The organism is Mycobacterium simiae, assembly GCF_008370645.1.
Lineage (GTDB): Bacteria > Actinomycetota > Actinomycetes > Mycobacteriales > Mycobacteriaceae > Mycobacterium > Mycobacterium simiae_A.
Genome location: NZ_VTZN01000004.1, coordinates 54,187 through 69,557 on the forward strand (window position 1 = coordinate 54,187; position 15,371 = coordinate 69,557).

Here is a 15,371-nt window from a genome sequence, read left to right on the forward strand (position 1 = left end):
GTTGCTCGTGACAGCCCCGGTGTGGATGGCGTCGCCGCCGGAGGCGCACTCGGCGTTGCTCGGCAGCGGCCCGGGACCGGACTCGTTGTTATCGGCCGCAACGGCGTGGTCGGTGTTGAGCACCGAATACACATCGGTGGCAGATGAGCTTATCGCCATATTGGGCGCTGCCCAGACCGGCGCCTGGCAGGGGCCAAGCGCCGAGCGGTATGTGAGTGCCCATGTGCCGTATCTGATGTGGTTGACGCACGCCAGCGTCACGAGCGCGCAAGCGGCTGCGCAGCACGAAACCGCGGCTGCCGCCTATACCACTGCATTGGCGACTATGCCGACGCTCGCCGAACTTGCCGCCAATCACGCCATCCACGCGGTCTTGGTGGCAACGAACTTCTTTGGGATCAACACCATCCCGATAACGCTCAACGAGGCCGACTACACACGAATGTGGATCCAGGCGGCCACCACGATGGCCACCTACGAAGCAGTGTCAGGCGCCGCGGTGGCGTCGACGCCGCCGACCACCCCGGCGCCGGACATCTTGGCTTCCGCAGCCGCAGACGAAGACGACCATGGCGCCGAAGACGACCATGGCCACGAAGACGACCATGGCCACGAAGACGACCATGGCGATGATCACGACCACGCCGAGCCCACCCCGATTGACTACGTCGTTGCCGAGATCATGCGCGTCATCACCGGCGGCCGGGTGATCTGGGATCCCGCCGAAGGCACCCTCAACGGAATCGACATGCATGACTACGTGGACGCAACTCAGCCGCTCTGGTGGGTTGCCCGCGCCCTGGAATTCAGCCAGCAGTTCCAGACTTTCGTCCAGGAATTGTTCACCAACCCGGTGGGGGCGATCCAATTCGTAGTCGAACTGGCCTTGTTCGACTGGCCGACCCACGTCCTACAGATCGCTCAAGCGCTCAGTCAATCCCCGCAGTTACTGGCGGTCGCGGTGAGCGGCGCCATCTCCAACTTGGGCGCCGTGACTGGCTTCGCGGGATTGGCCGGACTGGGTGGGATACCGCCGGCCACCGTCTCCGCGGCGCTGCCAGCGGTTGCGGCCGAGCCAACGATATTGCCGGTCGTCGGGATGGCTCCCGCCGTTGTCGCAACCGCGGGGTTAGCGGCGCCGGCCCCGGCGCCCGCATCAGTGGCAAGCACTGTCGCCGGGGCCGGTCCGGCACCGGCACCGCCACCGGTCTCGGCCGGCGGTGGGTTCGGCTATCCCTTCCTGGTGGGCGGCGGACCTCGCCTTGGGTTGGGCGAGGCGATGAGCGCCAGCGCGAGCGCCAGCGCCAAGAAGAAGGCACCAGAACCCGATTCGGCCGCTGTGGCGGCCGCGGCAGCCGCACGGGAGCAGGCTCGCCGGCGCCGACGGCGGCGCGCGGGGTTGCGCAGCTACGGCAACGAATACATGGACATTGAGGTGGACCCAGATTGGGGTGCCCCGCCGGACGGAGAGCCGTTTAGGTCGACGACGGCATCGGATCGCGGCGCGGTGCACATGGGCTTCGCCGGCACGGTACGCAAAGATGCGACCGCCGGAGTTGCTGGACTAACCACGCTGGCCGCCGACGAATTCGGCAGCACCAGGATGCCGCTGCTGCCGGACTCGTGGGACCCTGACTGCGATTCGCCACGCAGTTAGCCGGGTAATCTCGTAGAGGTGCGTAGCGAAGGTGACCGCTGGGACATCACCACCAGCGTCGGATCAACGGCGCTATTCGTGGCCACGGCACGGGCGCTCGAGGCGCAAAAGCCCGATCCATTGGCCGTCGATCCCTACGCGGATTTATTCTGCCGCGCCGTCGGCGGCACTTGGGCCGACGTGCTCGACGGTAACGCTCCCGAGCACGACTTGAAAAGTGCTGACTTCGGCGAGCATTTCGTCACCTTCCAGGGTGCCCGCACCCGGTATTTCGACGCGTACTTCCGCCGCGCCGCCGCCGCCGGCGCCCGGCAGGTGGTGATCCTGGCAGCCGGACTCGACGCCCGCGCCTACCGGCTGACCTGGCCGGACGGGACGACAGTCTTCGAGCTGGATCGCCCGCAGGTCCTCGACTTCAAGCGGGAGGTGCTCACCGACCGTGGTGTGCAACCGCGCGCCCAGCGTCGCGAGATCGCTGTCGACCTGCGTGACGACTGGCCGCAGGCATTGCGGGACAACGGCTTTGATCCCTCCGAGCCGTCGGCGTGGATCGCCGAGGGTCTGTTGATCTATATGCCGGCCACCGCGCAGGAGCAGTTGTTCACCGGCATCGACAGCCTGGCCAGCGCCGGTAGCCACGCCGCTGTGGAGGACGGAACCCCGCTTCCCCCGGATGAATTCGCCGCCAAAGTGGCAGAAGAACGCGCTGTCGTCGCGGCAGGTGGCAAGAGTCCGTTTTTCCAGTTGGTCTACAACGAGCGCTGCGCACCGGCCACCGAATGGTTCGGGTTGCATGGTTGGACGGCGGTGGGTACCCCATTGATCGAATACCTTCGTGAGGTGGGCCGGCCGGCGCCCGAGCCGGGCACCGAAGCGGGGGCGCTTTTCGCGCGCAACACGCTGGTCAGCGCGACCAAACCGTAAGCGCACGAGCGCGCCCAAGAACGCGATGAATGCCTGGGGTCACAAATTGGCCGGACCCGGCGTCTGACGACGGACAGCTGGCGCTAGGACCATCCGACTGCGGCGCGGGCAGACGCAACCCTCAAGGCCAGCGTTGATCAGTTTCACTTATTGATCGAGTCAACAAAAGTATTGGCGGACTGTTGCCGGGTTGCGTGATGCTGTGCTAGGTGCTAGGTCCATCGAAGATGCCACGCATTTGGCGTGATGTTTGACGGCCGCAATGTCGGAAAGCACGGAAAGCACGGAAAGCACGGAAAGGATGTGGCTTTGACGTTATGGGTGGTTCCTGGGGGTTTGGCGGGCGCGGCTGCGTCGGTGGAGGCGTTGAGCGCTCGGTTGGCGGCAGCGCATGCTGCTGCGGGTCCGGTGATTTCGGCGGTGGTGTCCCCGGCGGCCGATCCGGTGTCGTTGGCTACTGCGGCTGGGCTGAGCGCCTGCGCGACATGGCCGAAGCGGCCAAATCGGGCGCATAACCTAGCGGTAGTGGTTGATAACCACCTCGTTGGGGCCGCTCGGGCAAATTGGGTCGGGTTGCGGCTGTGAGTCACGTCAGCGACGCCACCGCTGATCGCCGTGCCGCCAGGTCGAGCAGCCCCGGCGGGTCATCGGGCCCAATGAGGTTTATCGGCGCCGACCCCAGCCCATAAGCTGCTGTTGGGCGGGCGGCGGGGAGTTCGCAACGACGTCGGTGCTCGCGCCGTTGAGGCGAGTATCGCTGTTCGAGCGAGTGTTGGCTGCGACACACAGTTGCCCGTGGGCGTGTGGATCGCGCCTAGCACTGCGCGGACTACCAATCACGGGTGCGTCGAAGGCCCTGGTCCCGAGCGCCCAACGCGAGCCCTCTTTTGATAATGAAAACCATATCCATTACGCTGGCCTCCGGAAAACGTGGTGAGATGACGCAACCGGTGGGCGGGATTCCCGAGCAGCCGGGCTAGGGGATGGCCATGTGCTTAAACCTGCGATGTCGCCACACCATCCGTACCGGCGAGACCAGTCGCCAAGCCGCCCAAGGCCTTCCAGATGCTTCCAGGATGGTTCCAGTGGACTGAGTGTGAGGAGGAACGTCTGTTCTCGGATGCCGAGCCGCGCCCGGAAACGGCCCGCGGCGACACCATGGTCAGTGCGCCCAGGAGCTGGTTTTCCTGATGAACACAACAGGCTCCGCCGCCTCGACAGTTAGCTTATGCAATGCTAACTTCGGGAAGCCAACTGCAGGCGGATTTTACTCATGATGACCTTAGGCCCAGGAGACGGCGCGGGCATGGAACGCAGCGATATCAGCATGCACGCAACCCGGCCGGTTGCGTCCGGGGCCAACGGCAAGGTAGACAGCGACATCGTCAGCCGGTTCGCCACCTGCTGCCGGGCTCTGGGCATCGCAGTCTACGACCGACGCCGCCCAGCCGACCTGAATGCCGCCCGCTCTGGATTTACCGCACTTACCCGTATCGCCAGCGACCAGTGCGACGCCTGGACCGGATTGGCTGCCGCCGGTGACCAGTCCATTGCGGTGCTGGACGCCGTTTCGCGAACCGCGCCAACGGCCGGGGTGTTGCAGCGCCACGTGGAACTCCCGCCGAATGCGCTGGGCTTTCACTACGATACTGGGTTATACCTCCGGTTTTTTGCCACCAGCCCGGACGATTTTCATCTGGCATACGCGGCAGCGCTGGCTGCAGCAGGCGGGGCTGGGGAGTATGCCAAAGCCCACGACATCGTTTCGGACATCAGTGGGCGCCGGCCGGGTTGGCGGGAAGCCCGCTGGCTCGCGATGGTCGTCAACTACCGTGCCGGACGGTGGCCCGACGTCGTCAAGCTGCTCACCCCGATCGTCAATGATCCCAATCTTGACCAGGCTTTCGCCCACGCCGCCAAAATTAGTCTGGGCACCGCGCTGGCCCGGTTGGGTATGTTCGCTCCGGCATTGTCGTATCTCGAGGAACCCGAGGGCCCGGTCCCTGTCGCTGCCCTCGATGGCGCCCTGGCCAAAGCCCTGGTGCTGCGCGCCCACGTTGACGAGGAGTCGGCCAGCGAAGTCCTGCAGGACCTTTACGCGGCCCATCCCGAGAACGAGCAGGTCGAGCAAGCCCTGACTGACACCAGCTTTGGGATTGTGACCACCACCGCGGGTCGGATCGAGGCGCGCACCGATCCCTGGGATCCGAACACCGAGCCCAGCGCAGAGGATTTTGTCGACCCCGCGGCCCACGAACGAAAAGCTGCGCTGCTGCACGAGGCCGAACGCCAGCTCGCCGAATTCATCGGGCTCGACGAAGTCAAGAACCAGGTGTCGCGGTTGAAGAGTTCGGTAGCGATGGAACTGGTGCGCAAGCAGCGTGGGCTCACGGTGGCCCAGCGCACGCACCACCTGATCTTCGCTGGACCACCCGGGACGGGTAAGACCACGATTGCTCGCGTGGTAGCCAAAATCTATTGCGGGCTTGGTCTTTTGAAGCGAGAGAACATTCGAGAGGTACACCGCGCCGACCTCATCGGCCAGCACATCGGTGAGACCGAGGCGAAAACCAATGCGATCATCGACAGTGCGTTGGATGGCGTTCTGTTTCTCGACGAGGCCTACGCTTTGGTGGCCACCGGCGCCAAGAACGACTTCGGTCTGGTGGCTATTGACACGTTGTTGGCCCGGATGGAGAACGACCGCGACCGGCTGGTGGTGATCATCGCCGGTTACCGAGCCGATCTGGACAAGTTCCTGGACACCAACGAGGGTTTGCGGTCGCGGTTCACGCGCAGTATCGACTTTCCGTCGTATGCGTCCCATGAGCTGGTGGAGATCGCGCACAAGATGGCCGAACAGCGCGATAGCATTTTCGAGCAAGCGGCGCTGGACAATCTGGAGTCTTTGTTCGCGAAATTGGCGGCAGCGTCGACCCCGGACTCCAATGGAGTCTTGCGGCGCAGCCTTGACATCGCAGGCAACGGGCGGTTCGTCCGGAACATCGTCGAACGCTCGGAAGAAGAGCGAGAATTCCGGCTCGACCACTCCGAGCATGCGGGAAGTGGCGAGTTCAGCGATGAGGAGTTGATGGTCATCACCGCCGAGGATGTGGATAGGTCCGTCGAGCCGCTGCTGCGCGGGCTGGGACTCGCGGTGCCGACATGACCACCCGCGAACCGGATTCAGAACGCCGGTCGTTCACCTCACGTACCCCGGTCAACGACAACCCTGACCGGGTTGTCTACCGACGTGGTTTCGTTACCCGTCACCAGGTGACCGGTTGGCGCTTTGTGATGCGCCGGATTGCCTCCGGTATCGCTCTGCACGACACCCGGATGCTCGTCGACCCGTTACGCACGCAGTCGCGCGCGGTGTTGATGGGTGCGCTAATCCTGATCACCGGATTGCTGGGTTGCTTCGTGCTCTCGCTGATCCGACCCAATGGGCAAGCGGGTACCAACCCGGTGCTGGCCGACCGGTCCACGGCCGCACTCTATGTGCGGGTCGGCGACGCGTTGCACCCCGTGCTGAATCTGACGTCGGCCCGACTTATCGCCGGCAAGCCAGTCAACCCCACGACGGTGAAAAGCGCTGAGTTGGACCGGTTTCCGCGCGGCAACCTGATCGGCATCCCGGGAGCGCCGGAACGGATGGTGCAGAACACCACCCGCGACGCCAATTGGACGGTATGCGACTCGATCAGCGGGGCGGGCGGGCGCGGCGCCCATAGCGCCGGCGTCACGGTCGTCGTGGGACGCCCGGACAGCGACGGCGCGCGGGCGGTCGCGATCGGCTCCGGCCAGGTGGTCCTGGTCGATAACGGCGCCGGCAGCTGGCTGCTGTGGAACGGCAAGCGCAGCCCGCTCGATTTGACCGACCACGCGGTCACCGACGCGCTCGGCCTGGGTACCGACCTGCCCGCGCCGCGGCCCATCGCGTCGGGATTGTTCAACGCCATACCCGAAGCACCGCCGCTATCGGCGCCGGCCATCCCCAACGCCGGCACCCAGCCGAGCTTCGACGTCACCGCGCCGATCGGCGCAGTGGTCGAGGCGTTCACCCTCAATGGCACCCAGACTGCCGGCACCGCCCAGTACTACGCGGTGTTACCGGACGGCCTGCAGCCGATCTCGCCGGTCCTGGCCGCCATCCTGCGCAATACCAATTCCTATGGACTGCAGCAGCCGCCACGCCTGGGCGCCGATCAGGTTGCCAAGTTGCCGGTGTCACGCCTGCTGGACACCACAAGCTATCCGGCGCAACCGGTCAGCCTGGTCGATGCCGCCCGTGATCCGGTTACCTGCGCCTATTGGAGCAAGCCAGCCGGGGCGGCCACCAGCTCGCTGAGCCTGTTGGCCGGCGCCGCGCTGCCGGTGCCGGAGGTGGTACGCACAATCGACCTGGTTGGCGCCGGTGAGTCAGTAGCCACCCGGGTTGCGATGGCGCCGGGGACGGGCTACTTCACTCAGAGTGTGGGCGGGGGCGTAGCAGCACCGGCAACTGGATCGTTGTTCTGGGTTTCCGACACCGGGGTGCGCTACGGCATCGACACCGACGGCGAAGCCGGACGCAAAACGGTTGAAGCACTTGGCTTGCAGGCCCCGCCGCTGTCCATTCCATGGTCAATCCTGTCGCTGTTCGCACCGGGCCCGACGCTGTCGCGCGCCGACGCATTGTTGGCGCACGACGCCTTGCCGCCGGACAGCAAGCCCGGGCATGCGGTATCGGCCGATGGAGGGCCCCGATGAGCAGACTGATCTTCGAGGCTCGCCGACGGCTTGCCCCGCCACGCAGCGCTAAGGGCACCATCACCATCGAGGCGCCTCCCCAGCTGCCTAGGGTCATTCCGCCGTCGCTGTTCAAGCGCGCCATGCCTTTTCTGATCGTGATGCTCATCGTCGGCATGGTGGTGGCAATGTTTGCCACCGGCATGCGACTGATCTCGCCGCAGACCCTGTTCTTCCCGTTCGTCATGCTGTTGGCGGCCACCGGGCTCTACCGCGGCAACGACAACAAGATGCGTACCGAGGAAGTCGACGCCGAGCGGGCCGACTACCTGCGTTACCTGTCGGTGATTCGGGACAACATCCGGGCTCAGGCTGCCGAGCAGCGCGCGGCCGCGCAGTGGTCGCATCCGGAACCGGAGGCGCTGGCTGCCGTGCCCGGCTCTCGGCGCCAGTGGGAGCGCGACCCGCACGACCCAGATTTCCTGGTGCTGCGGGCCGGGCGGCATTCCGCGCCGCTGACGACTGCGCTGCGGGTGAACGACACCGCCGACGAAATCGACTTGGAACCGGTGTCGCACAGCGCGTTACGCAGCCTGCTCGATACCCAACGCACCGTCCGCGATGTCCCCACCGGAATTGACGTGACCAAGGTTTCGCGGATCACGCTGCTTGTCGACGCTGGGAGCGCCGCAGCCGAGGTGCGCGCGGCGTTGCGGGCATGGCTCGCTCAGGCGGTCACCTGGCATGACCCGACGGTACTCGGGGTAGCACTGGCCGCCCCTGATCTGGAGAGCCGCGACTGGTCCTGGCTGAAGTGGTTGCCGCACGTCGACATCCCCGGACAGGTCGATGGCGTAGGCCCGGCACGTTACTTGTCAACCGAACCCGACGACCTGATTGACCTACTGGGCCCGGTTCTGCTTGACCGCCCAGCGTTCACCGGTGCGTCAACAGATGCGTTGCGGCACTTGCTCATCGTGGTCGACGATCCAAACTACGACTTGGCGGCGTCGACGCTAGCTATTGGCCGCGCCGGGGTCACCGTCGTGCACTGCTCGCCTACACCGCCACACCGGGAGCAATATTCGGATCCGGAAAGGCCGATCCTACGGGTAGCCGACGGTGCCATCCAACGCTGGCAGACGGGGGGCTGGCAGCCCTATATCGATATTGCGGACCAGCTCGGCGCGGACGAGACCGCACACCTGGCCCGCCGACTGTCGCGGTGGGACTCCAACCCGACGCACACCGGTCTTCGCTCAGCGGCCACCCGAGGTGCGAGTTTCACTACGCTGCTGGGTATCCCGGACGCATCGCGGCTCGATGTGCCGGCACTGTGGGCTCGGCGCCGCCGCGATGACGAGTTGCGCGTTCCGATCGGTGTCACCGCGACTGGTGAGCCGCTGATGTTCGATCTCAAGGACGAAGCTGAGGGCGGGATGGGTCCGCACGGCCTGATGATCGGCATGACCGGTTCAGGTAAGTCGCAGACCCTCATGTCGATCCTGTTGTCGCTGTTGACAACTCACTCGGCGGACCGGCTGATCGTCATCTACGCCGACTTCAAGGGTGAGGCTGGTGCTGACAGCTTCCGGAACTTCCCGCAGGTTGTCGCGGTGATCTCGAACATGGCGGAGAAGAAGTCGTTGGCCGACAGGTTCGCCGACACGCTGCGCGGTGAAGTCGCCCGTCGCGAGATGTTGCTTCGTGAGGCAGGGCGCAGGGTCCAGGGTAGTGCGTTCAACTCGGTGCTCGAGTACGAGAACGCAATCGCGGCTGGACATGACTTGCCGCCAATCCCAACACTGTTCGTGGTGGCGGATGAGTTCACCCTGATGCTGGCCGATCATCCCGAATATGCGGAGTTGTTCGATTACGTGGCCCGCAAGGGACGCTCGTTCCGGATCCATATCTTGTTCGCGTCGCAGACGCTAGACGTTGGCAAGATCAAAGACATCGACAAGAACACCTCCTACCGCATCGGGCTCAAAGTAGCCAGCGCCAGCGTGTCTCGCCAGATCATCGGCGTGGAGGACGCCTATCACATCGAGTCGGGCAAGGAACACAAAGGCATTGGCTTTTTGGTGCCCGCGCCCGGCGCCAGCCCGATCAAGTTCCGCAGCACCTACGTCGACGGCATTTACGAGCCCCCGCAGAAAGCCAAAACGCTGGTGGTGCGCTCCGCGCCGGAACCGAAGCTCTTCACCGCCGGGGCGGTGGAGCGGGATCCGGATACGGTGATTGCCGAGACGGACACCGAGCAGCCAGCCGGCCCACCACGCAAGCTGATCGCGACCATCGGCGAACAACTGGCCCGCTACGGTCCACAGGCGCCACAATTGTGGCTGCCGCCGCTCGACCAATCAATCCCGTTGACCACGCTGCTGGCCCGGGCCGGGGTAGGGCAACAGCACTGGAGGTGGCCGCTGGGTGAAATCGACAAGCCCTTCGAGATGCGCCGCGACCCGTTGCTGTTCGACGCCCGGTCGTCAGCTGGGAATATGGTCATCCACGGCGGACCCAAGTCTGGTAAATCGACTGCGCTGCAAACGTTTATCTTGTCGGCCGCTGGCCTGCACTCGCCACGCCAAGTGACGTTCTACTGTCTGGACTACGGCGGCGGACAACTGCGCGATTTGGCGGATCTGGCGCACGTCGGCAGTGTCGCGTCGGCTCTGGAGCCCGAACGCATCCGGCGCACCTTCGGTGAGTTAGAACAGCTGCTGCTGTCCCGACAACAGCGCGAAGTATTCCGGGAGCGCGGTGATAACGGTTCTGCCCCCGACGACGGATACGGCGAGGTGTTCCTGGTCATCGACAACCTGTATGCGTTCGGCCGCGACAGCACCGATCAGTTCAACACTCGTAATCCGTTGCTCGCCAAGGTGACAGAGCTGGTCAACGTGGGTCTGGCGTACGGCATTCACGTCATCATCACTACCCCGAGCTGGCTGGAGGTGCCGTTGGCGATGCGTGACGGTCTGGGGCTGCGTCTCGAGCTCAAGCTGCACGACGCGCGCGATAGCAATGTGCGGGTGGTGGGGGCGCTGCGCCGTCCAGCCGATGCGGTACCGCACGACCAGCCGGGCCGCGGATTAACCATGGCCGCCGAGCACTTCCTGTTCGCGGCACCGGAGCTAAGCCAGGTGGCCTCGATCAACGCCCGCTACCCCGGCGCGGCCGCCCCGCCGGTGCGGTTGCTGCCCACCAGCCTTGCGCCCAACGCAGTCGGCACGCTGTATCGGGGTCCGGACCGAGTGGTTATTGGCCAGCGTGAAGAAGATTTAGCGCCGGTGGTACTCGACCTCGCCGAGAATCCGCTGCTGATGGTGTTCGGTGACAGCAAATCGGGTAAGACCACGCTGCTACGCCACATCATTCGTACCGTCCGAGAGCATTCCACCGCCGACCAGGTGGCCTTTACTGTGCTCGACCGCCGGTTGCACCTCGTCGAGGAGCCGCTGTTCCCCGACAACGAATACACGGCCAACGTCGACCGCATCATCCCGGCGATGCTCGGGTTGGCCAATCTCATCGAGTCGCGGCGGCCGCCGGCGGGCCTGGCTCCACCCCAACTGGCGCGTTGGGCATACCACGGCCACACCCACTACCTGATCATCGACGATGTCGACCAGATACCGGATGCGGCGGCGATGACAGGTCCCTACATTGGACAGCGGCCATGGACCCCGCTCATCGGACTGCTTAGCCAGGCAGCCGATTTGGGACTGCGGGTGATCGTCACAGCGCGGGCGTCCGGGTCTGCGCATGCGTTGATGACCAGCCCCTTGCTGCGCCGGTTCAACGACTTGCAGGCGACCACATTGATGCTGTCCGGCAATCCGGCCGATAGCGGCAAGATCCGCGGTCAGCGCTTCGAGCGGTTGCCTGCTGGACGTGCGATGTTGTTGGGCGACAGTGAGTCTCCAACTTACGTGCAGCTGGTCAACTCGGTGGTCGGCATGGTCGCAGCATTTGGTGAAACGCAACAGAAGGGGAGTTGATCGATGACGTTGCGAGTGGTTCCGGCGGGATTGGAAGCAGCCAGCGCTGCGGTGGAGGCGCTGACGGCGCGGTTGGCTGCCGCGCATGCGGCAGCGACGCCGTCAATTACTGCGGTAGTTCCGCCTGCGGCGGATGCGGTGTCGCTGCAGACTGCTGCTGGGTTCAGCGCCCAGGGCCAGGAGCACACGGTCATTGCGGCTCAAGGTGTTGAAGAGTTAGGGCGCGCCGGTGTCGGGGTGGGCGCATCCGGCGTCAGCTATCTTGCCGCCGATTCAGTGGCCGCTGCCTCGTACGGGATTGCAGGCAGCTGACTATGGTTCTGCCCTTGGGGCCCATCTGGATGGCTTCGCCGCCGGAAGTACATTCGGCGTTGCTGAGCAATGGACCTGGCCCCCGTTCGTTACTGGCGGCGGCCGCGGCCTGCAACGCGCTCAGTGCCGAATATGCCGGGGTGGCAGCAGAACTCAGTGAGCTGCTGGGGGCGGTGCAAGCCGGGACGTGGCAGGGAGTCGGCGCCGAGCAGTATGTGGCCGCACATCTGCCCTACGTGGCCTGGTTGCTGCAGGCCAGCGCCGACAGCGCAGCAATAGCCACCCAATACGAGGTTGCTGCGGCCGCGTATACGGCCGCGCTGGCGGCGATGCCGACACTGGCCGAGCTGGCGGCCAATCACCTCATTCACGGTGTCCTGGTAGCGACGAATTTCTTTGGCATCAACGCAATTCCGATCGCGCTGAATGAAGCCGACTACATCCGGATGTGGATTGAGGCTGCCGTGACCATGGGTCTTTATCAGGTGACCGCCGGTGCGGCGTTGGCATCCGCCCCGCGCGTTACCCCTGCGCCGCCCGTGCTGAAGCCTGGCGGCGAAGCGGCCGCGAATGCGCTGGCCGGCGTTGCCGCATCCAACCCGTGGCAGTGGCTGTTGCAATTACTCGAGCAATTTTGGAATGCGTATCTCAACTCCTTTTTGTGGATGTACAAACTGATCTTTGAGTTCCTGCAGGATCCCATCGGTAACTCGATCAAGATCATCATCGCCTTCCTGACCAACCCGGTGGGTGCCATCATCACCTACGGTCCATTGCTTTTCGCGCTCGGCTACCAGATTTTCTTCAATCTCGTCGGCTGGCCGACCTGGAGCGTGATCTTGAGTTCGCCGTTTCTGATTCCGGTTGCTCTCAGCCTGGGCTTGAGTGCGATAGCGTTGGCGCCCACTGCGGTTGCGCTGGCGGCAGCACCGGCGGCAGGAGCTCCGCTGGCTATTGTCGCTGCTACCGCATCCGCCGCCTGGCCGGCCGTGACTCTTGCGTCAACGGTTACCGGCGCCGGCGGGGCTGCGGGATCGGCGGCCGGGGCGAGTGCTTCGGCCAGTACCGCGTCGGCCCCGGCTGCGCCGGCCACCGCGAATCTGGCATACGTGATCGGTGGCGTTGATGATTGGGGGCCCAGCCTGGGGCCGACGGTGGGTGGCCGTAGCGGAGTGAAGGCGCCGGCGGCGACCATCCCGGCCACCGGTGCCGCGGCGGCAAGCCGTGCGACATACCGGGCGCGTCGACGCCGGCGTACCGAGATGCGGGATCATGGCGACGAATTTCTGGACATGGAATCCGGTGCGGGCATTGATCCTGCCGAATCAGATTGCCGTGCAGAGGTTTCCGGACAAGGCGCGGGACGGCTCGGATTGGCCGGGACCGCGCCCACCGAGATGGCGCTGCCGGCAGCGGGATTGACGGCACTGGCCGGTGATGAGTTCGGCGGTGGTCCGCGAATGCCGATGATGCCGGGTACCTGGGACGGCCTACAGAGAGGGGCAGGCGACGGTTCACAACGCGACGGTCAGTAACCGAAATCCGGATCGAGTGAAACGAGAGGGTCTGTTATGAGTTTGTTGGATGCCCATATTCCGCAATTGGTGGCGTCGCAATCGGCGTTTACTGCTAAGGCGGCGTTGATGCGGCACACAATCGGTCAGGCCGAGCAGTCGGCGATGTCGGCGCAGGCGTTTCACCAGGGGGAGTCCGCCGCGGCTTTCCAGGGCGCTCACGCCCGATTCGTCGAGGCAGCCGCCAAGGTCAACACCTTGCTAGATATCGCCCAAGCCAACCTCGGCGATGCCGCAGGCACCTATGTGGCCGCCGATGCCGCCGCTGCGTCCAGCTACACCGGATTCTGAAGTCGCCCGAAATTTCTGAAAGGACGAAAGGACGTTGTGATGTCACAGATCATGTACAACTACCCGGCGATGATGGCGCACGCCGGAAACATGTCGGGCTATGCCGGCACCCTGCACAGCCTGGGCGCCGATATCGCCAATGAGCAGGCCGCGTTGTCCAATGCCTGGCAGGGCGACACCGGAATGACCTACCAGAGCTGGCAGACCCAATGGAACCAGGCCTTAGAAGACCTGATGCGGGCCTATCAGTCGATGGCCAGCACGCACGAAGCCAACACGATGGCGATGATGGCCCGCGACCAGGCCGAAGCCGCAAAATGGGGCGGCTAGTCCATAGATGCAGTCCGAGCCTAGAGAACCCAACGCCGTCGAGCTGACGGTAGACAACGCCTGGTTTGTTGCTGACACCATCGGGGCCGGCAGCTTTCCGTGGGTGCTGGCAATCACCCCGCCGTATTCCGATTTGTCACAACGACATGAGTTTGCTGGCCGTCAGCACGACGAGCTAAGCCGACTGGGTTTGTTGTCGCCCGACGGTGCGGTCAATCCCGCGGTCGCCGATTGGATCAAGGTGGTGTGTTTCCCCGAGCGCTGGTTGGATCTGCGTTACGTGGGCCCGGCCACCGACAACGGGACCGGGGAGTTGCTGCGTGGCATCGTCGCCCAGCGTGCCGGCGCAAGCGGTAAGACCCGCCAGACCTTCAATACCGTCGTCGCGCTGCGCAACGCTCAGCTGATCACTTTCACCGCCATGGAGATCGACGATCCCCGGGCGCTTGTTCCGGTTCTCGGAGTGGGGCTCTCGCAGCGGCCGCCGGCCCGTTTCGAGGAGTTCAGCATGCCCATGCGCGTGGGTGCCCGCGCCGACGAGCGGCTGCGCTCCGGCCTCCCGCTCGGCGAAGTACTTGATTACCTAGCCGTTCCGGCTTCGGCGCGCCAGGTGGTGGAAGCAGTCTTCTCCGGGCCGCGCAGCTACGTCGAGATCGTGGCCGGCTGTAACCGGGACGGCCAGCACGCCATCACCGAGGTGGGACTGAGCATTGTCGACAGCACCGCGGGACGGGTGCTGGTCAGTCCGACTCGAGCCTTCGACGGCGAATGGATCTCGACGTTTAGCCCCGGGACGACCTTTGCCGCTGCGGTCGCGATCGAGCAACTCACCGCCCTGCTGCCCGATAGCCAATGGTTCCCCGGGCAGCGGTTGTCCAGGGATTTCTCGGGACAACCCTCGTAACAGAAACCAGAAAGAGAGCATGATGTCCACAGTGACGTCCGGCGCCGTGGTGCCGATCGTCCGCGTCGCGATTCTCGCGGACAGCCGGTTGACGGAGATGGCCCTGCCGACGGAGTTGCCGCTGCGCGAAATCCTGCCTGCGGTGCAGCGTTTGGTCATTCCCGCGGCGGAAAACGAACGCAGCTTCACCGACGGTGAAGCTGCGTTCGGTGCGGCGCCGCACCTAAGTCTGGCACCTATTGGTGGGGCACCGTTTAGCTTGGACGCGAGCCTGGACACCGTGGGAGTGGTGGACGGCGACTTGCTTGCGTTGCAACCGGTGCCCACCGGCCCGGCTGCGCCGGGCATCGTGGAGGACATCGCCGACGCCGCCATGATTTTCTCGCACTCGCGCCAAAGTCCTTGGGGGGCAACCCATATCCAGCGCGGAGCGCTGTCCGCGGTGATCGGGGTGGCGCTGGTGGCGACCGGCCTGGCGGTCACCCACCGGTTGGCCACCGGCGCACTAGCCGGGCTTCTCACGGTCAGTGGCATCGCGGCGGTCCTGGCGGTGGCCGGCTTGCTGGTCACCGCTCGTTCGGCGCTTACCGGAAGTGCGCTGTCGATCGCCGCCGTGGTGCCTATCGCCGCTGCGTTGGCGCTGG

11 protein-coding genes and 1 pseudogene are annotated in these 15,371 nt (G+C 64.9%); all 12 read left to right on the forward strand.

The window, feature by feature from the left end:
- Nucleotides 1–25: 25 nt before the first annotated feature.
- Nucleotides 26–1,657, forward strand: a complete 1,632-nt coding sequence (locus F0Q45_RS01695) for a PPE family protein (RefSeq protein ID WP_306439418.1) — start codon at nucleotides 26–28, stop codon at nucleotides 1,655–1,657.
- A gap of 18 nt (nucleotides 1,658–1,675) precedes the next feature.
- Nucleotides 1,676–2,581: an SAM-dependent methyltransferase gene (locus tag F0Q45_RS01700; RefSeq protein WP_149652253.1), complete on the forward strand. Its 906-nt coding sequence runs from the start codon at nucleotides 1,676–1,678 to the stop codon at nucleotides 2,579–2,581.
- Nucleotides 2,582–2,890: 309 nt separating this feature from the next.
- A pseudogene (locus F0Q45_RS28935) lies at nucleotides 2,891–3,058 on the forward strand (PE domain-containing protein); the annotation flags it as partial.
- An 829-nt stretch (nucleotides 3,059–3,887) separates the two neighbouring features.
- Nucleotides 3,888–5,750, forward strand: coding sequence for a type VII secretion AAA-ATPase EccA (eccA, locus tag F0Q45_RS01710; protein WP_223163861.1), 1,863 nt, complete (start codon nucleotides 3,888–3,890; stop codon nucleotides 5,748–5,750).
- Nucleotides 5,747–7,333 (forward strand): type VII secretion protein EccB, encoded by a 1,587-nt coding sequence (eccB, locus tag F0Q45_RS01715; protein WP_149652255.1) that lies wholly within the window; start codon nucleotides 5,747–5,749, stop codon nucleotides 7,331–7,333. The genes eccA and eccB overlap by 4 nt, the downstream gene beginning before the upstream one ends.
- Nucleotides 7,330–11,316 (forward strand): type VII secretion protein EccCa, encoded by a 3,987-nt coding sequence (gene eccCa / locus F0Q45_RS01720; RefSeq protein WP_149652256.1) that lies wholly within the window; start codon nucleotides 7,330–7,332, stop codon nucleotides 11,314–11,316. The genes eccB and eccCa overlap by 4 nt, the downstream gene beginning before the upstream one ends.
- A gap of 3 nt (nucleotides 11,317–11,319) precedes the next feature.
- Nucleotides 11,320–11,628, forward strand: a complete 309-nt coding sequence (locus tag F0Q45_RS01725; RefSeq protein WP_149652257.1) for a PE family protein — start codon at nucleotides 11,320–11,322, stop codon at nucleotides 11,626–11,628.
- 2 nt (nucleotides 11,629–11,630) lie between these two features.
- Nucleotides 11,631–13,163, forward strand: a complete 1,533-nt coding sequence (locus F0Q45_RS01730) for a PPE family protein (protein ID WP_149652258.1) — start codon at nucleotides 11,631–11,633, stop codon at nucleotides 13,161–13,163.
- 36 nt (nucleotides 13,164–13,199) lie between these two features.
- Nucleotides 13,200–13,493, forward strand: coding sequence for a type VII secretion system protein EsxG (gene esxG / locus F0Q45_RS01735; protein WP_036410394.1), 294 nt, complete (start codon nucleotides 13,200–13,202; stop codon nucleotides 13,491–13,493).
- Nucleotides 13,494–13,532: 39 nt separating this feature from the next.
- The gene (locus tag F0Q45_RS01740; RefSeq protein WP_149652259.1) at nucleotides 13,533–13,823 is read left to right on the forward strand and encodes a WXG100 family type VII secretion target; all 291 of its coding nucleotides are present in this window, start codon (nucleotides 13,533–13,535) and stop codon (nucleotides 13,821–13,823) included.
- A 7-nt stretch (nucleotides 13,824–13,830) separates the two neighbouring features.
- Nucleotides 13,831–14,727: an ESX secretion-associated protein EspG gene (locus F0Q45_RS01745; RefSeq protein ID WP_149652260.1), complete on the forward strand. Its 897-nt coding sequence runs from the start codon at nucleotides 13,831–13,833 to the stop codon at nucleotides 14,725–14,727.
- A 22-nt stretch (nucleotides 14,728–14,749) separates the two neighbouring features.
- On the forward strand, nucleotides 14,750–15,371 hold a 622-nt coding region (eccD, locus tag F0Q45_RS01750; RefSeq protein WP_149652261.1), incomplete at its 3' end, for a type VII secretion integral membrane protein EccD.